Source organism: Listeria weihenstephanensis (assembly GCF_003534205.1).
GTDB lineage: Bacteria > Bacillota > Bacilli > Lactobacillales > Listeriaceae > Listeria_A > Listeria_A weihenstephanensis.
The window spans coordinates 3,176,849-3,193,409 of record NZ_CP011102.1; the positions used below are offsets into that span (position 1 = coordinate 3,176,849).

Annotated in this window: 18 protein-coding genes; 7 read left to right on the forward strand and 11 right to left on the reverse strand. The window is 41.2% G+C overall.

The genetic code is table 11. The annotated features are described in order from the left end of the window. Positions 1-43: 43 nt before the first annotated feature. Entirely contained in the window at positions 44-1,726 is a 1,683-nt protein-coding gene (locus tag UE46_RS15250) for an alpha-amylase family glycosyl hydrolase (RefSeq protein WP_036060746.1), read from the reverse strand. A gap of 230 nt (positions 1,727-1,956) precedes the next feature. Here UE46_RS15250 and UE46_RS15255 point away from each other — a divergent pair, with 230 nt between their 5' ends. After that, positions 1,957-2,985, forward strand: a complete 1,029-nt coding sequence (locus UE46_RS15255) for a LacI family DNA-binding transcriptional regulator (RefSeq protein ID WP_036060747.1) — start codon at positions 1,957-1,959, stop codon at positions 2,983-2,985. Positions 2,986-3,037: 52 nt separating this feature from the next. On the opposite strand, the gene UE46_RS15260 is transcribed toward UE46_RS15255, so the two are convergent. The 5 genes from UE46_RS15260 to UE46_RS15280 form a co-directional block, all read right to left on the reverse strand. Further along, complete coding sequence (locus UE46_RS15260) at positions 3,038-3,382, reverse strand: type II toxin-antitoxin system RelE/ParE family toxin (RefSeq protein WP_036060748.1); 345 nt, start codon at positions 3,380-3,382, stop codon at positions 3,038-3,040. A 3-nt stretch (positions 3,383-3,385) separates the two neighbouring features. After that, on the reverse strand, positions 3,386-3,607 hold the full coding sequence (locus UE46_RS15265; RefSeq protein WP_036060749.1) for a hypothetical protein: 222 nt from the start codon (positions 3,605-3,607) through the stop codon (positions 3,386-3,388). A 242-nt stretch (positions 3,608-3,849) separates the two neighbouring features. Next, positions 3,850-4,356, reverse strand: coding sequence for a GNAT family N-acetyltransferase (locus UE46_RS15270; protein WP_036060750.1), 507 nt, complete (start codon positions 4,354-4,356; stop codon positions 3,850-3,852). 20 nt (positions 4,357-4,376) lie between these two features. After that, positions 4,377-4,556 carry a type II toxin-antitoxin system Phd/YefM family antitoxin gene (locus UE46_RS15275; protein WP_077912509.1) on the reverse strand — a complete coding sequence of 60 codons (180 nt, stop codon included), beginning with the start codon at positions 4,554-4,556 and terminating at the stop codon, positions 4,377-4,379. 130 nt (positions 4,557-4,686) lie between these two features. After that, positions 4,687-5,052 (reverse strand): VOC family protein, encoded by a 366-nt coding sequence (locus UE46_RS15280; protein WP_036060752.1) that lies wholly within the window; start codon positions 5,050-5,052, stop codon positions 4,687-4,689. 154 nt (positions 5,053-5,206) lie between these two features. Between UE46_RS15280 and UE46_RS15285 the strand changes: the two genes are divergently transcribed. Further along, the gene (locus UE46_RS15285; protein ID WP_118907753.1) at positions 5,207-5,764 is read left to right on the forward strand and encodes a DUF1269 domain-containing protein; all 558 of its coding nucleotides are present in this window, start codon (positions 5,207-5,209) and stop codon (positions 5,762-5,764) included. A 37-nt stretch (positions 5,765-5,801) separates the two neighbouring features. On the opposite strand, the gene UE46_RS15290 is transcribed toward UE46_RS15285, so the two are convergent. Continuing rightward, positions 5,802-6,764 (reverse strand): DNA polymerase beta superfamily protein, encoded by a 963-nt coding sequence (locus tag UE46_RS15290; protein ID WP_036063121.1) that lies wholly within the window; start codon positions 6,762-6,764, stop codon positions 5,802-5,804. 190 nt (positions 6,765-6,954) lie between these two features. On the opposite strand from UE46_RS15290, the gene UE46_RS15295 reads away from it, so the two are divergent. The 3 genes from UE46_RS15295 (at position 6,955) to UE46_RS15305 (ending at position 10,522) form a co-directional block, all read left to right on the forward strand. After that, positions 6,955-8,517, forward strand: a complete 1,563-nt coding sequence (locus tag UE46_RS15295; RefSeq protein ID WP_036063123.1) for an ABC transporter substrate-binding protein — start codon at positions 6,955-6,957, stop codon at positions 8,515-8,517. 146 nt (positions 8,518-8,663) lie between these two features. Further along, positions 8,664-9,614, forward strand: coding sequence for an ABC transporter permease (locus UE46_RS15300; RefSeq protein WP_036063125.1), 951 nt, complete (start codon positions 8,664-8,666; stop codon positions 9,612-9,614). Between the two features lie 5 nt (positions 9,615-9,619). Then, the gene (locus UE46_RS15305) at positions 9,620-10,522 is read left to right on the forward strand and encodes an ABC transporter permease (RefSeq protein ID WP_036063176.1); all 903 of its coding nucleotides are present in this window, start codon (positions 9,620-9,622) and stop codon (positions 10,520-10,522) included. A 79-nt stretch (positions 10,523-10,601) separates the two neighbouring features. Here the strand turns inward: UE46_RS15305 and UE46_RS15310 are convergent, their stop codons facing one another. Genes UE46_RS15310 through UE46_RS15320 form a run of 3 tightly spaced genes read right to left on the reverse strand, consistent with a single transcriptional unit; the run spans position 10,602 to position 11,581 of the window. Next, positions 10,602-10,856 (reverse strand): BhlA/UviB family holin-like peptide, encoded by a 255-nt coding sequence (locus UE46_RS15310; protein ID WP_051493067.1) that lies wholly within the window; start codon positions 10,854-10,856, stop codon positions 10,602-10,604. 39 nt (positions 10,857-10,895) lie between these two features. Then, on the reverse strand, positions 10,896-11,264 hold the full coding sequence (locus tag UE46_RS15315) for an ArpU family phage packaging/lysis transcriptional regulator (RefSeq protein ID WP_036063127.1): 369 nt from the start codon (positions 11,262-11,264) through the stop codon (positions 10,896-10,898). Positions 11,265-11,278: 14 nt separating this feature from the next. Then, positions 11,279-11,581, reverse strand: a complete 303-nt coding sequence (locus UE46_RS15320; RefSeq protein WP_036063129.1) for a hypothetical protein — start codon at positions 11,579-11,581, stop codon at positions 11,279-11,281. A gap of 230 nt (positions 11,582-11,811) precedes the next feature. Between UE46_RS15320 and UE46_RS15325 the strand changes: the two genes are divergently transcribed. After that, on the forward strand, positions 11,812-12,513 hold the full coding sequence (locus tag UE46_RS15325) for an ABC transporter ATP-binding protein (protein WP_036063132.1): 702 nt from the start codon (positions 11,812-11,814) through the stop codon (positions 12,511-12,513). A 10-nt stretch (positions 12,514-12,523) separates the two neighbouring features. Beyond that, entirely contained in the window at positions 12,524-15,907 is a 3,384-nt protein-coding gene (locus UE46_RS15330) for an FtsX-like permease family protein (RefSeq protein ID WP_036063135.1), read from the forward strand. A gap of 36 nt (positions 15,908-15,943) precedes the next feature. On the opposite strand, the gene thiE is transcribed toward UE46_RS15330, so the two are convergent. After that, positions 15,944-16,561 carry a thiamine phosphate synthase gene (gene thiE / locus UE46_RS15335; RefSeq protein WP_118907835.1) on the reverse strand — a complete coding sequence of 206 codons (618 nt, stop codon included), beginning with the start codon at positions 16,559-16,561 and terminating at the stop codon, positions 15,944-15,946.

The following is a 16,561-nucleotide window of genomic DNA, read 5'->3' on the forward strand; positions in this document are numbered from 1 at the left end:
ACAACAAGTAAAATCGAACCTCTCTTTTTCACCTAAAACCCTCCTAGTTTTTGTTTGTTAACCAGCGGAATTCGTAAGGAGCAAGAACAATTGGAGCGCTCCCAGAAATCGGCTGATCTTTTAAAATATCCCAATTCACAGCGACATCACATGATATCGGCTGATCAGATAAATTATGCAATGCAAGAACACTGTCTCCCGAAGCATCCACACGCCTAATCGCAAAAATTTCTTTCCCTAAATCCACAACCTCCATCGGCACATTGGGATGGAATAAGCCTTGCGTTTTACGAACTTGAATCATTTCTTTAATTCCTTCAAAAGTACGATGCATCAATGTTTCCGCGTCCGCAAGTCCCATTTCAATCTCCGCAATCGGGTATTTTTTACGGTTGATTGAGCGATTATGTCCCGTTTCCGCAACACCATCCAGATCATTTCGAGCGCCAAGAATACTTTGCACGTAAACCGCTGGAACCCCAGGAATAGTCAGCAAAATCGAATGCGCCAACAAGAACCGTTGTAACCGCGTATCATCATTGTCCGCCAAGCGATTCAGCGCATCCATGTACGTCACATTCACCTCATATGGACTCTTCGTTCCATCAGGATTCTGCTTATACGAAACAAGCGCGCCTTCCTTTTCCAAATCCGCCACCAGAGCCAAAATTTCCTCTTCCGACAAAATTCCACGAATCGGATTCAAGCCAATACCATCATGCGAAGCTAGGAAATTGAAAAACGTAGCATTCTCACCAGGCAACTCCAAATCACGCGCCCAGCCCGATAAAGCTTGCCCATCACCAGTATGTATCGCCTGCAAAACAAGCGGTGGCAACGGGAACTGGTACACCATATGCGCCTCATCTTGGCCATTTCCAAAGTAAGTAATATTATCCTTATGCGGCACGTTCGTCTCCGTAATCATCACCGTTCCTGGAGCAATTTCATCCAGAATATCGCGGAATAACTTCACAATTTCATGCGTTTTTTCCAAGTGAATGCAAGATGTCCCAGGCTCTTTCCACATGAAACCGACCGCATCCAACCTAATATACTCCGCGCCCTCTTCCAAATAAAACGCCAAAACATCAATCATTTTCAACAACACATTCGGATTCCTAAAATTAAGATCAATCTGATCCGCACTAAACGTCGTCCAAATATGCGTTTTCGTACCATCTGCCATCTCAAACTCCGTCAAAACCGGCGTCGCCCGCGGCCTAGTAACCGCCGTCAAATCCGTATCTTGCGGCAGCGAAACAAAGAAATCATCATACTCCGCGTCCTGATTCAGAAAACCCTCGAACCAGTCACTTTTCGCCGACATATGGTTGCAAACATAATCAAACATCAACCGTGTCGATTGCGTCAAATCCGCAAAATTTCGCCAATCACCAAGCTTCGGATTCACCTTTTTGTAATCAATCACCGAAAAGCCATCATCCGAAGAATACGGATAAAACGGCAAAATATGAACTACTTCAAACATCTCATCCAAGTACTTATCATACATCTTCTTAAGCGTCGTCAGTGTAGGTTGATCCTTTTCGCAAAACTGATCACCATATGTAATCATAACCACATCTTCTTGATCCCAACCTGACTTCCGTTGCTTTAATTTCTTCATTTTCGCTTCTTGTATTCGCTCTCTAATCTTCCCCTCTAGAGATATAGCGCTTTCACTTTCATATATACATTCCAATCGTCTTAAAAGAATATCCATTTTTACCTCCTTTTATGGTACCGCTCCCACAAAAAGAGTATATTATAGAAAGCGCTTTCTGTCAATACCTTTTTTAACACATCGTAAAAATATTTCATCCAAAACTTTGTCCCTACACGTTTCATTTCTTATTGGACATCTTTACCACAATTGAGTAGAATAGATAGCATAAGTATATATAAAGATGGGAACGGTCTCATCAAGATAGAAACAAGGAGGAAATAACTAAAATGGGAGCTACTATTTACGACATAGCACGCCACGCCGGAGTCTCGAAATCTACCGTTTCACGCGTACTAAACAATCAAACAAACATTTCTGCTGATTCAAAAAAACGCGTCCTCATAGCCATTGAAGAACTACAATATAAACCGAGCAAATTAGCCCGAGCACTAACAAATTCAGGATTCGACGCCATTATGGTCATTTCAAATCGCCCAACCAAGACCACAGCAGGAAATCCATTTTTCTCAGAAATCATTCATTCCATCTCGGCGATTGCAGAAGATCAGAACTTCGACTTAATTCTGCAAACATCCCGAAATACCGATGATGAACTCGATAAATGTATTGCCAAAATCAAAGAAAAAATGATCAAAGGAATTATCATGCTAAGCTCGCCCGCAGACGAATCCTTTTTCGAAAAACTAGATCCATTCAACATCCCCATCGTTGTTACCGGGAAAATCGATGGCAACTACACAAATGTTTATTCTGTCGATACAGACAATTTCAAAGACTCCTACGAGCTAACAAATCTACTCATCAAAAATGGGCATAAAAACATCGCCTGTCTTCACGCGCCACTGAATTATCACGTCTCCATCGATCGACTAGCCGGGTATCGCAGTTGTCTATTTGATCACAACCTAGACATTCGGCGCGACTGGATTTTAGATAGCGGATACACCGCCGAAGACGCTTATAACGCCGCACATCAGTTGCTATCACACCCAGATCGGCCCACTGCCATTTTTGCCACAGATGATTTAAAAGTACTCAGCATTTACAAAGTAGCCTCCGAACATGGCTTACAAATACCAGAAGATCTTTCCATCGTCGGCTACAATGATCGCGTTGTCTCCACCTTTCTATCACCGCCACTGACAGCGATTGACATCCCCACCAAGCGATTAGGAAAAGCTGCTACCGAGTTACTTTTTGATTTAATCCAGCAAAACGATACCCCTAGCAAAAATATGATTATCGAAACAAAACTCATTAACGGCGCATCAATAAGTCATTTGAAAACACGCTAAAAAATCTGGAAAGTATGCTGTCTCTATATTAGACATGCGCTTTCCAGATTTTTTATATTTCATAGATTGGCGTAGCATCTTTAATAATAGCCATATAATTGGATAGCCCAGCTAAAATACGATACACTTCAATACACCGCTGCTCTTCATAATACACATAAAACACCGTATACTTATCCAAATTAAGTTTGCGATATGGCCTAGATAACTCTTTGTCAGTATCATACAGATTACCCATTTTAGGAAATATCGCTAAATTTAAAAACAACGTATCGATATTTCTGCTAAAATGCTCTTCTGCTCGAGACTGATACAAATCTTCTAATAAATAAAGCGAAATGCGCTCGTAATCAATGCTAGCATGCCTAGAAAGGCTAACCTTAACGCTACCATCCATAGGTTATTTCCCTTCAAAAACAGATTTAGCACGCGCTCGTTCTGTCAAAATGGCTACTCGACTCTTCACGTCTTCCCAAGTACTTGTATTTCCAGTTACAAAGTCTCTTTCTGCCTCTCTTAATTTCTCACTAATAATCTCATCCGTCGAGGCTACCCATGTATGCTCATAAGCAAATTTTGTTGCAGTTTCATTCACAAAGCTCTCTTCCATACTTGATGTCATCCTACGCACCTCCGTCTTTTTATATTCTTATTATAACACAAATTGCAACTACCTAAAAGCAATTCATTCATTTTGTGTCAATTTTGCTTTTCCAATGCTCTTCACGCTTTTTTACCCCTTACAGAAAAGCGAACTAGATATATAGGTGTAAACAAAAAAACGGCAACAAGCGCCGATTTTTGTGAAGTAGAGATTCAAATAGTCCCCGAAAAATAACGAGGATAGCTCCCCTTTGTAACCACCTATATTTTTTGTACCATCACGTGCACAAGATGCTCTTTCCCACCATATGTTTGCTGCTTCTCTTCCTCTTTTTCAAAACCAAGATGTGACCAAAATCCAATGGCTTCTTTATTCTCTTCAAGAACACCAATCCGCAACGAGTCCGCACTGCCATCTGAAGCCCAATCCTTAATAACTTGATACAGCACTTTACCAAATCCGCTCCCACGCTCTTCCGGTATTAGCATTAACAATCCGATAATCCACTGCCCTTTTCGAGGGAAGTCCGCGACCACATCAATCAATCCGATCGGCTTATCCGCTTCGTCAAGCACTGCCATTACAAACTTATCGTGCTTGGTTTTCCCTTTAGGTATCTCCGTAATAATCGACATTGCATTCTCTGTTGTTGCCGCTACGCCTTGTTCTATCAAGAAGTAATCCTCACATTTCACGCAAACTTCCTCAGCTATAGCTACATCTTTTTCCGTCAAAAATTTCACATGATAGTTTCTCTTTTTATCCAATTATCTCACCATTTCCCTATTTATTTCGTAAGCGCACGCGTCTCATATTGACACATTTCTTCATACGTTTCGATACTCATAACTACCATATCTCCATGTCCATTCTTCGTTAAGAAAATAGGTTCACTACGTTCGTGGACAATCTTGGAAATATCAGTAAAATTATTTCTTAAATCAGAAACCGGTCTAATTTCAGGCATTTCCTTGCCCTCCTCTTATCATAATATTATCATTATTATATCATAATTATGATATAATTGCTAGTGAAATCCCCTTTTCGCAACAAAAAAAACAGCCCGTCGCAAAACCAGCTGTTTTCCATTTTATAACTTAATAGGCACCTTCCAAAATTAAAACGCTATTTCCTTCTGGATCAGCGCATCTCAGCTCTTTTCCACCCCAATCAGCCATAAATGGAGGCTGGATATCGACACCGTTCAATTTCAGTTTTTCATACGTTTTATCTAGATCATCCGACCGAAAAACAAACTCGGTAAGTCCGTGAGTTGCCACATCATCGTTCGCATTACTCCAAACAATAATACCTGGATCATGACGCGAAAAAGCTAATTTCGCCCCAACATAGCCTCCATGCCCTTCAAAAACGAGCGGAACACCCAACTGTTCACTATAAAAGCGCACAAACTGCTCCGGATTTTCTACCGCTATATTTATTCCTTCAAAACCATTAATCATACTATCCCCTCCATCATCTTATTATTCTTTTCCCGAAACTCGCACAGGAAAAACTAAAAATAGTTTATATTTTGTTTTTGCAGCCCAGAACGAGTATACTGGACATGAGGCGTAACGTCCCGACATTTTATAGAAAAGTAGGAGGCTATTCGACATGAGTAAACAGATTAACAAAACAGTTCTCATCATGAATTTCGAAACAGAAAGTAAGTCTTACCAAGCATTTTCAGAAATAAAGACATTACACACAGAAAGAAAAATTCACGGCGAACAAATGGCAGTTGTAGAACATGATGGCAACCATAAGATAAATGCAAAAGATTTCCTAGACTTCACAGGTGGCGATAAAAACATGAAAGGCAGCTTGATTGGTATGCTAGTTGGGATCTTAGGCGGTCCACTAGGCGTATTACTTGGCTGGATGACCGGTGCAATTATCGGCTCTACGCAAGATGCCAAAGAAATTCGCGATGCCATGAACGTCTTTGAGAAAACACTAGAAACAATACCTGAAGGTCAAACTGGCGTTATTCTTATCGCTGAGGAAGAGCATAACGAATACATCAATGATCTTGTAAATAGCAAATTAGGCGGTCGCGTTGTTCGTATGGACGAAGCGCTTGTATCACACGAAATCAATGAAGCAAAACAAGCTGAAAAAGAAGCACAAGTCAGCGCTAAAAAACGTTGGTTCAACAAAAAAGAAGATTAAATCCTATCCATCCAGGCTTATTTCTAGCTTGGGTGGATTATTTTTTGTATAGAGATACTAGCAACTCCTCAACTTGCCCCATATCTACTTTATCCGGCAAACTCGTCTCACGTGCCGCTCGCTCAAACTCCTCTTGAAATACCGCCACTTGCTCAAAAATTTCCTCAAACGACAAATCGCCGTTCCGAATAGCCAGTAATACATCATGCTCAGCTCTCCGCTTTGTCACGACGCCCTTTCCCTCCAAAATATCACGGCCCGTCACAAGCATTCTCACTAAATGCATCGCGTGCTTATACAAACGCGGCAATTCCTTTGGCGTATCCGTAGCCTTCCCAAACTTCTCATACGTCCGGACAGTAGCTTGTAATTCCCCGTATATCCCTACAAAATCCCGTAACGGATACCTCTTCAAACCCGCATCCATCACAATCTCGTCTTCTATTATTCTAAGCTGTAATCCGTCCTCCAAGTTTGCATATTTCCCATTGAAATGACGCATTTGTCGATGTAGCGTTTCAAGTACATGCTTTTCCTGTAAAGCGATCGACTCCTCATTTCTAACTAATCCGTTCTGCAATCTTTTTAACTGTGCATTCGCGTAATTACCAAATGTCTGCTCCACCCGCCTCGTCAAAAATAGACCAACGTTATCTCGAACTATCCGCCCCGCTTCTGAGCAAATCACAATCTCCTCTTCGTCAACACCCAAGAGTTCCAGCATGTTCGGATTTCCCTGTGCGCATAATTTAATAAACTTCCGCGCGCCAAAAATCACAGTATCCGTATCCTTTTCCTCAAACTGTTCAAATGTATCTAAACCGAATAAATAACGATCATCTTCTATTAAAAATCCCCGCAAATCTAAATCACTTCCAGCAATATTCGTCCCATAACCATGGGAACCACTTGCCACCAAATAAGCAATATTATTCAAATCCCTATTATGCCTAAGAAAATCGTATGCCTTTGTCTCCAATATCGAATCGTATTTCAACATTTATGTCCACACATCCCATCCTGATATTTCCCTCTATATTATACCAAAAAGCATGTCTTAAAAAATACTTTTTCGTTCCAGTCAAAATACCTTGACTTTAAAAGCGAATCGAGGTACTTTATATATAACCAATTCCTACTTATTCAGTAAGAATTAAAAAAGAACATATTTGCAGAAAAGGGGAGAATATATGAAAAAAGGTATTGTATTCGTTTTTACATTAGCATTAATGTTGGTATTAGCAGCTTGCGGAGGCTCTGGAAGTTCATCTGACAGCGCAAGCGGCTCAAAAGATAGTAATTCTATCATTATCGGAGTTCCTGGTGAGCCCGAAGTTGTTAATCCAAACTATTCCAGCGATCGTGTGACCTTAACAATTCAACAAGCACTTTACGCGCCACTATTTTGGGAATCTGATGGCAAACCTGCTTTAGCTGATAAATTAGACGTTTCAGCAGATAACCTAACATATACTGTCACATTGAAAGATGGCCTAACTTGGCATGATGGTAAGCCTTTGACAGCGGATGACGTTGTATTTTCAGTAAATGCCATGATTGATGAAAAACAAAACAGTCCTTATCGTGGCAACTGGGTCTTCGATAACAAGCCTGTGAAAGTAGTTGCTGAAAATCCAACAACCGTGAAATTCACTTTACCACAAGTAGCACCAGCATTTGAAAACACATTAAAAACATTCTTCCCTATTCCAAAACATATTTTTGATGGCGTAGCTAATATTGATAAAAGCGATAAAAATAATAATCCCGTAGGTTCTGGACCTTATAAATTCGTAAACTATAAATCTGGTGAATACTACTCATTAGAGAAGTTCGACAAATATTTCGACGGCAAGCCAAAACTTGATAAGGTCACATTCCGAATTACAAAAGATCAAAATGCGGCCAACCTTGCCTTGCAAAATGGCGAGATCAACCTAAAAACAATCCAGCCCGCAGAACGAAATAAAGTAGAAAAAGCAAGTGATGTCAATATCATCACATATCCTGAAAATCGTTTAAGCTATGTTGCTTTCAATCAAAACGTACCAGCTTTGAAATCAAAAGACTTACGCCAAGCGATTTCTTTAACACTAGATCGCAAAGATTTAATTGACGCAGCCTATGGTTCACAAGAATATGCGAAACCAGCAAGCTCCATCTTAACTGAAAACACGAAGTTCTTTACTGATAAAGTAGAAACCTACGACCAAGATTTAGACAAAGCAAAACAACTTTTGACTAAGAGTGGTTATAAAGATTCCGATAAACTTAATATTATCTATCTAAATAACAGTAAAGCCCAAGAAAGTATCGCCCTTTATATTCAAGAACAGCTGAAATCCATTGGCGTTTCCCTTGAACTTAAACCAACTGACCCAACGGCAATGAGCAATATCACACTTGATCGTAAGAGTGCTGCTTACTCGTTAATGCTTGGCGGATATATTATGGGTAATGATCCTGATCCATATAAAACGCTATATATGACAGGCGAACCATATAACTACGCGAATTATAGCAACCCAGAATTAGATAAGCTTTGGAATAAAGGCGCGGTAACAGCTGATGATACTGCACGTCAAGCGATTTACGAACAAATCCAAACAACATTAGCTGATGATGCCGTTGTTTATCCAATTTCTTATGATAATGCCGTTCTTGCAATTGGCAAACAATATCAAGGAACAAAAGCAGCAACACCACAACCAGTAACCATGTTCCGCGATTTATCTAAGCTTTATATTAAGTAAAAATCGCCTCCCGCATGCTATAATAACTTAATGTGTATAAAATGAAGCCCCAAACCAATTGGAGAAGAGCCATTCTAAAGCTTTTTTCCTATTGGTGAGGGCTTTACGTTGTTTCACTATACTTTCTTTGTTAGGGGCTTTTCTTCATGATACAAACCATATCAAAACGTGTGTTACAAATTATACCGATGCTATTTATCATCTCATTGGTATCTTTTGCACTGGTTCAACTGGCACCTGGAGATCCAATTTCTTCTTTCGTTACGCCAAATATGAACCCAGATGATGTCGAACGAATTCGACAAAGCTTAGGCCTCGATCAGCCGATATACGTTCAATATTTCAAATGGCTAGGCAATGTGCTTCAAGGTAACTTTGGCTACTCTTTAATTAATAATCAGCCTGTTCTTGGCCAAATTCTTGATCGCCTACCAGCAACAATCGGTCTCATGGGTACTGCACTTTTCTTTACATTACTTTTTTCTATTCCACTTGGCTTAATTGCCGCTGCATACGAAAATACAAAATTAGATCGTTTTCTTAACGCCGTATCTTATGTCGGTATTTCCATTCCAATTTTTTGGTTTGCAATGATATTGATCGACGTTTTTTCTATTCAATTGCATTGGTTGCCAAGTCTTGGTATGCGTACAATTGGTGTGGAATCTTTTTGGGACGTTGCTAAACATGCGATTCTTCCCGTTACAGCCCTGACTTTCCAAGGGTGTGCCTCCTATTATCGGTACGTCCGCTCCAATACGATTAATCAACTAAAAGAAGAATATGTGCTGTTCGGCTATGCTAAAGGACTTTCAAAATCGCAAATTATGCGTGATCATGTCTTAAAAAACTCATTACTTCCCGTTATCACGTTGCTCGGCATGTATCTACCACAAATTATTACTGGAGCCTTTATTACTGAAAGCGTCTTTTCTTGGCCTGGTATGGGGTCTCTTGGTATCAACGCGATTTTTCAACTAGATTATCCCATGATTATGGCGATCACTATGTTCTCAGCTCTACTACTCATTATTGGTAATTTACTTGCCGATATCGCCTACACCATTGTTGATCCACGTATAAGGGAGGTTAGCTGACGATGATGAAAGCAGATCTTTCAAAATTTACAAAGCCAAAAAATACACAACCTGTTGAAAAAGCACAGTTACCACGCGAACGAACTTTTTGGCATTTTCTATTAAGTGAAAAACGTGGCCTGTTTGCTATCGGTATTTTAGTAGTATTCGCCTTAGCATGTATCTTTGCGTTTCTTTCCCCCTATGATCCAAATGCTTTATCGATTCAAGATAAACTACTTCCACCAAGTGCTTCTCATTGGTTTGGGACGGATGACCATGGACGCGATTATTTCACTCGTGTGTTATATGGTGGTCGTGTTTCCTTATCTGTTGGCTTCCTTGCTATGTTAATTGCCCTCGTTGTGGGAACAGTAGCTGGAACCGTCAGTGGTTACTTTGGTGGCATTGTGGATAGTTTATTGATGCGTTTCTTAGATATTTTCATGTCTATTCCATCTTTTTTCTTATTGATGATCTTGAATGCCTACCTAAAACCTGGTATTGGTAATATTATCTTGATTATCGGTCTCCTATCTTGGATGGATGTTGCCAGGATCGTGCGTGCAGAAACGTTATCCTTAAAAGAACGTGAGTTTATTCTGTACTCTAAATCCAGTGGCGCGAGCGTTTGGCACGTTATTACCCGGCATATTATTCCGAACGCGATGCCATCTATTGTCGTGGCGGCTTCTCTAAATATCGCTGCTGCAATTCTAACCGAGTCTGCACTAAGTTTCCTTGGTCTAGGTGTACAGCAACCCAATTCTTCATGGGGCAGTATGCTGAACAATGCGCAAGGTTATATTGGAGATGCGACTTATTTAGCGCTCTTCCCTGGTGCCTTTATTTTACTAACAATACTAGCCTTCAATGTGCTCGGTGATGTGTTCCGTAAAGGATTAGAGCCTCGAGATATACACAAATAACGATATGTACAGTCTGGAATCCCTGTAAAGCCTTTCTTAATTGAAGATTTGGCTTTGCAGGAAATCTCCAGACTGTTTTTTATTTCATTTTCAACTCAATCACATCTGCTCTCATCTCGTTGACCGCTTGTTCGATGATTTTCATTTCCTGTGCCAACTCACTCAAATTATCGATTGTTTTTTGATAGCGTTCTTCCCGCTCATCATTCTTTCGCATCACCCAGACGAGCAAGGCTACAAAAAGGATACCAAATGTAATCTCGGTGGCATTCGCTACTAGATTCTCAAGTCCCGTAATAATCACTTCCAAACTATACAAATTTTTCTTTCCCATCTTCATCATACCTCCCCGTTCTAGTATGACATTTCTTCTTTAATTCATCGGTAGCCCGTTCATTTCCCCACACTCTACTTTATAGGCATCCAGTAAGTCTTCTAACGCTTTCTTCTTCAGGCGATAGTAATGAGATTCACTCCAACCAATATTCATATAAACCTCGATATTGGTCTGCCTCTTCTGCGATAAATACTTCATCAGAATGACCTCCCGTTGATCATAATTCAGCTTATTTATCGCGTCGGTGATCTGTTTAATTTCGCTATACATTGTATTTTCGACTAGTTTTTTGGGTAATCTTAGTTGGTGCTCCTCATTCTGTTTGGGCATACTTCTCTTTGGTAAACCTTGTAATAATGCGTTGTACTTGAATAATAGACGCTCTGCTTCTCTGCACTTGTTCATTCATTGTACTCCCCCTAAGACTGCTTAATTTTGGTTAAAATAGTGTCATATAATTGTTCCCGTTCTTGTTCGTCCCACTGTGCTATTTGATCTTTGGAGTGGGTCGAAAAATAACTAATAAGTGATAATTGTGTTCTTACTCTGCTAGCCGCTTCATCATTGTTCTCTAGTTTTTCCTGCTCTATTCTCAGATTTCTGATTTTACGACAAATAAAACATTTACGGTTACATTGATGAAACGTCATCTCTTGTTCATTGTGAAAATCAACCAGCCGCGAAAATAGAATATTGATCTCTCTTTGTCTCTTTTTATTCATATTATTCATCTCCCCCCGCCCCATTTTTAAGGAGTAATCTTACTATAAACCCCTCTGAATGCGAAGTCAAGATAAAAACGAACACTTGTTCTGTAATGTTTTTTTCGTTGGCTGTATGGCAAGGATGCAGCGGTTTATTTTTTTTGAATTTGGGAGTTTTCCCAGAATAACTATGCTATAATAAAAGAATTAATGTTCGGAAACTAACATACGATGAGGGAGATGCTCACATGGCTTTTGTTGAAATGGATCAAATCTATAAACGCTACCGATTAGGCGAAAAAGTGGTTACTGCGAATGATGGCATTACGTTCCAGATAGAACAAGGAGAATTTGTTATCATTGTCGGACCTTCTGGTGCAGGAAAATCCACGGTACTCAATATTTTGGGTGGCATGGATATGAGCGATGAGGGGCATATTTTCATTGATGGGACGGATATCGCGGCTTATAATGCAAAACAATTAACTGGTTATCGGCGAACAGATGTCGGCTTTGTGTTCCAATTTTATAATTTGGTGCCAAGTTTAACGGCAAAAGAAAATGTGGAGCTGGCAACGCAGATTTCGCCGAACGCGCTTGATGCGGAGCTCGTTTTGAAACAGGTTGGCTTGGAAGAACGAATGGATAATTTCCCAGCACAACTCTCAGGTGGGGAGCAGCAGCGTGTTGCCATTGCTCGGGCCCTCGCGAAACAGCCAAAATTATTGTTGTGCGACGAACCTACGGGGGCGCTTGATTACAATACTGGGAAATCGGTGTTGAAGTTACTCCAAGATACGTGTCGAAATACTGGTACGACTGTTATTGTCATCACGCATAATACAGCAATTACGCCCATTGCCGATCGCATTATTGAGATTAATAACGCTAAGGTTCGTGATGTCAAGATCCAGAAAAATCCTGTTTCGATCGACAGCATAGAATGGTAAGGAGAATCATATGAAAAAAGCATTATGGAAAGATATATGGCGAGAAATCGCAAAATCTAAAGGCCGATTTATTTCTATTTTCCTATTGATCGCGCTCGGTGTTGCCTTCTTTGTTGGCTTGAAAGCAACAGGTCCCGACATGATTAACACGACCGATAAATATTATGCGTCACAGAATTTGATGGACTTACAGGTACAATCTACGTACGGTTTAAACAAGGATGACATCGCGATTTTAAAAAATATTCCAGGTGCGAAAAATGTGCAACCTGGCTATACGTCTGATGTGATGTTGAAAGATTCGCTGCTCATTACGAAGGTTTTTTCTTTGCCTGAAAATAATGTTATCAATAAATATACACTCACAAAAGGACGCCTACCGCAGAAAAGCGGCGAAATAGCGATTGATTCCGTTGCCAAAGCGTCAAAAAAATACAAAATTGGCGATAAGATCACGTTTGTAAATAGTGATGGGAGCGCGATAAAGGGCAAGTTCCAAACGACAACTTTTACGGTGGTAGGCATGGTTTCCAGCGCTGAATACATCGAAAAAGGGACACGTGGAACTTCTACGATTGGCAATGGACGCGCTGATATTTTTGCGGTGATTCCTGAGGCGGATTTTGATTCGAAATATTATTCGACGGCATTCATGACGTTTGACAATACCGCGAGCGCAGAAGCCTACAGTGATGCCTATGATTCAGCGATTGAGCGCAATACTGCGCTTGTGAAAAAAGCGTTGAAGGGACAGCCAGAAGCTAGACTTAGTGCCATTCGTGCGGATGGTCAAACGAAGATTAATGATGGGAAAAAGGAGATTGCGGATGGTCTCGCAGAAATCGACCTGAATCAACAGAAATTAGACGATGCGCGCGCACAGATTGATCAAGGCTGGGCCACGTATTACGATGGCAAACGCGAGCTAGAAACGAAACTTGCGGACGGTCAAGCAGAAATTGATAACAATACAGCAAAATTAGCGCAGGCGAAGAAAGATATCGCGGCTGCTGAACGGAAAATAAAAGACGGCGAAGCGCAAATCAGTGATGCCGAGATACAATTGGATGAAGCGCAGTTGGAGCTTGAAGACGGTCAAATGATGCTTGATGAGAGTAAAGAACAGCTCGCGATGGTTCAACGTTTGTACGATTCTGTCAAAAACTACACGCTTGGCGATATTCCCGTTGCGGATCTGGATGACGAAACCAAGCAAGAAATCATCGATAACGCGGATGAATTCAGCCCAGAGCTCAGTGGCTACATTCAAGACTATTTTGACGGCACGCTTTCTGAAACCCAGTTAAATCGCCTGAAAAAAGAAGCTACGACACAACTCGCGGCAGCCAATAAAGAGGTAGCCGCTGCGCAAAAAGAAATAAACCAAAATCGCCAATTGCTGGCAGATAAACAGCTCGAATTAGAAGCCAAAAAACGCGAACTAGCTCAAGCTAAAGATAAGCTAGCGCAGGGCAAAAAAGATTACGCGAATGGTATGGCGCAACTGGAAAGCGGAAAACAGAAATTTGCCGACGCTAAGGCAGATGGGTATGCTAAGTTGGACGCTGCCAAAGCCAAACTCGACGCGGCCGAAGCAACATACGCAGCGAACTTAGCCACTTTTGAAGCGGAGAAAAAGAAAGCTCTTGCTAAAATTGCCACAGCGAAAAAAGACATCCAAATCGCGCAAGAAAAGCTGGATGCGCTTGAGTTACCGAAGTATTTTATTAGTGACCGAACGGATAATCCTGGTTATACGGAATATAAAGATAATGCGGACCGGATTGCTTCTTTATCGACCGCCTTCCCTGTTTTCTTTTTCCTAATCGCAGCACTCGTTTGTTTAACGACGATGACGCGGATGGTTGAGGAGCAGCGAACGCAGACTGGGACGCTGAAGGCGCTTGGTTACAGTAATATGGATATCATCGCTAAATTTCTTGTTTATGGTTCGCTCGCAAGTATTACGGGTACAGCGATTGGACTCGCGATTGGCTTCCAAGTGTTCCCGCAGATCATCTTCGTGGCCTACGGTTCGCTTTATAATTTACCAGCGCTTGATATCTCGTTTTATTGGAGCTACAGCCTCATTTCCCTAGCGGTAGCGCTATTTTGTACCACGTTAACGGCTTTCGTATCTTGTCGCACAGAATTACGCGAAAATGCCGCTTCCTTGATGCGACCGAAAGCACCTAAAAACGGGAAACGAATCCTACTTGAACGCATGCCTTTCATTTGGAAACGGATGAATTTCACCAGCAAAGTGACCGCCCGAAATATTTTCCGTTACAAACAGCGAATGTTAATGACGGTTCTAGGCGTAGCAGGATGTACCGCACTTCTACTCACAGGATTCGGCCTGAAAAATTCGATTGGTGACATTGTGCCTCTACAATATGATCAAATTATGAAATACGATGCTGTCGTTGTTTTGGATAGCAATGCTACGAAAACGCCGCTTCAAGATTACAACGACGCTATTGCAAACACGCCAAATATTAAAGGGGCCATCGATGTTGCTCAGAAAAATATGACGGCGGTTGAAAAAGGTGTCGCTAACCAAGGTGCCACACTGATTACACCGAAAACATTAGATAATTTCGAAGATTACGTTGTGCTTCGTGACCGAAAGACGCATGATCCGGTGCCACTAACCAACAACGGTGCAGTTCTCTCAGAAAAATTGGCAAAATTGTATGGCGTCAAGGCTGGTGATTCCTTGACGATTAAAGATGGCGATAATAACCGCTACACGATCAAAGTCACTGGTATCACAGAGACTTACGCGATGCATTATATTTATATGACGCCAACTTATTACAATCAAGTTTTCAAAAACCAGCCAGAATATAACACTCAACTGCTCCAACTCAAAAATACCGATCAAAAATGGCAGGACAGTTTTGCCGAGAAAATGTTGAAAAATCCTGCCGTGTTAGCCGTCACATTCACAAATACAGCCAGCAATGCGTTTGGAAGTACGATGGATAGCCTGGATATCGTGATTATTGTCTTGATTATTTCAGCGGCGGCACTCGCCTTTATCGTGCTCTACAACCTGACTAACATCAACGTTTCCGAGCGGATTCGTGAATTGTCCACGATCAAAGTGCTTGGCTTCTATCCGAAAGAAGTCACGATGTATGTGTACCGCGAAAATCTAATTTTAACGGTAATGGGGATTCTCGTCGGGTTCGTCCTCGGTACATTCTTGCATCGCTTCGTCACATCAACCGCCGAAGTTGATATTTTGATGTTCAGCCCAACCATTCACGCGATGAGTTATCTCTATGCAGCGCTCTTAACCTTGCTGTTCTCAACACTTGTCATGATTGTTATGCACGTCAAACTGAAGCGCGTCGACATGATTGAAGCTTTAAAATCTGTAGAATAAATAATAATCGACTTCTTAATCAGGAGTCGATTATTTTTATTGAAAAGCTGCAACGGTTTCGCGACGATTTTCTGATTTCGTAATCGCTGAAATCACTGCCATGCCTTGCGCTCCACTCTCTCGAACCCATTTTGCTCGTTCAGGCGTAATGCCTCCGATAGCTACGATTGGCAACGTCACCCCCGAATCGCGGATCTCCTGAAGCAATTTCAAACCAGTCACCGGTTTCGCATCCGCTTTAGAAATCGTTGCAAAAATTGGCCCGACACCAATGTAATCAAGCGCTTTACAGGATGCTGCTTCGTCCGCCTGTTCCAATGTATTAACAGAAAGCCCGATCTTCATTTTCCCTGCACACGACGCAATAACTTTGCTAATCGCCATATCTTCTTGACCTACATGAACGCCGTCCGCCCCAATTTTAAGCGCTAACTTCACATCATCATTCACGAAAAATGGAACTTGATACTTTCTGCAAATTTCCTGACATGACTTGGCCAGTGATTCTATTTTGGCAGGCTCCGTTAGCTTTTTTTCACGGAATTGAAAGCAAGTAACCCCTGACTTTAGAGCGTCTTCTAAAACTGGCAATAATTCTCCCGCCAAAACATCCTGTGTCCCTGCAATAAAATAAACGTCTAACATCTCGCTGAT

Excerpts from the sequence above, each read along its gene's own strand:
- UE46_RS15250 (WP_036060746.1), bottom strand. The coding sequence starts at position 1,726 with ATGGATATTCTTTTAAGACGATTGGAATGTATATATGAAAGTGAAAGC.
- UE46_RS15255 (WP_036060747.1), top strand. The coding sequence starts at position 1,957 with ATGGGAGCTACTATTTACGACATAGCACGCCACGCCGGAGTCTCGAAA.
- UE46_RS15260 (WP_036060748.1), bottom strand. The coding sequence starts at position 3,382 with ATGGATGGTAGCGTTAAGGTTAGCCTTTCTAGGCATGCTAGCATTGAT.
- UE46_RS15265 (WP_036060749.1), bottom strand. The coding sequence starts at position 3,607 with ATGACATCAAGTATGGAAGAGAGCTTTGTGAATGAAACTGCAACAAAA.
- UE46_RS15275 (WP_077912509.1), bottom strand. The coding sequence starts at position 4,556 with ATGCCTGAAATTAGACCGGTTTCTGATTTAAGAAATAATTTTACTGAT.
- UE46_RS15280 (WP_036060752.1), bottom strand. The coding sequence starts at position 5,052 with ATGATTAATGGTTTTGAAGGAATAAATATAGCGGTAGAAAATCCGGAG.
- UE46_RS15285 (WP_118907753.1), top strand. The coding sequence starts at position 5,207 with ATGAGTAAACAGATTAACAAAACAGTTCTCATCATGAATTTCGAAACA.
- UE46_RS15290 (WP_036063121.1), bottom strand. The coding sequence starts at position 6,764 with ATGTTGAAATACGATTCGATATTGGAGACAAAGGCATACGATTTTCTT.
- UE46_RS15295 (WP_036063123.1), top strand. The coding sequence starts at position 6,955 with ATGAAAAAAGGTATTGTATTCGTTTTTACATTAGCATTAATGTTGGTA.
- UE46_RS15300 (WP_036063125.1), top strand. The coding sequence starts at position 8,664 with ATGATACAAACCATATCAAAACGTGTGTTACAAATTATACCGATGCTA.
- UE46_RS15305 (WP_036063176.1), top strand. The coding sequence starts at position 9,620 with ATGAAAGCAGATCTTTCAAAATTTACAAAGCCAAAAAATACACAACCT.
- UE46_RS15310 (WP_051493067.1), bottom strand. The coding sequence starts at position 10,856 with ATGGGAAAGAAAAATTTGTATAGTTTGGAAGTGATTATTACGGGACTT.
- UE46_RS15315 (WP_036063127.1), bottom strand. The coding sequence starts at position 11,264 with ATGAACAAGTGCAGAGAAGCAGAGCGTCTATTATTCAAGTACAACGCA.
- UE46_RS15320 (WP_036063129.1), bottom strand. The coding sequence starts at position 11,581 with ATGAATAAAAAGAGACAAAGAGAGATCAATATTCTATTTTCGCGGCTG.
- UE46_RS15325 (WP_036063132.1), top strand. The coding sequence starts at position 11,812 with ATGGCTTTTGTTGAAATGGATCAAATCTATAAACGCTACCGATTAGGC.
- UE46_RS15330 (WP_036063135.1), top strand. The coding sequence starts at position 12,524 with ATGAAAAAAGCATTATGGAAAGATATATGGCGAGAAATCGCAAAATCT.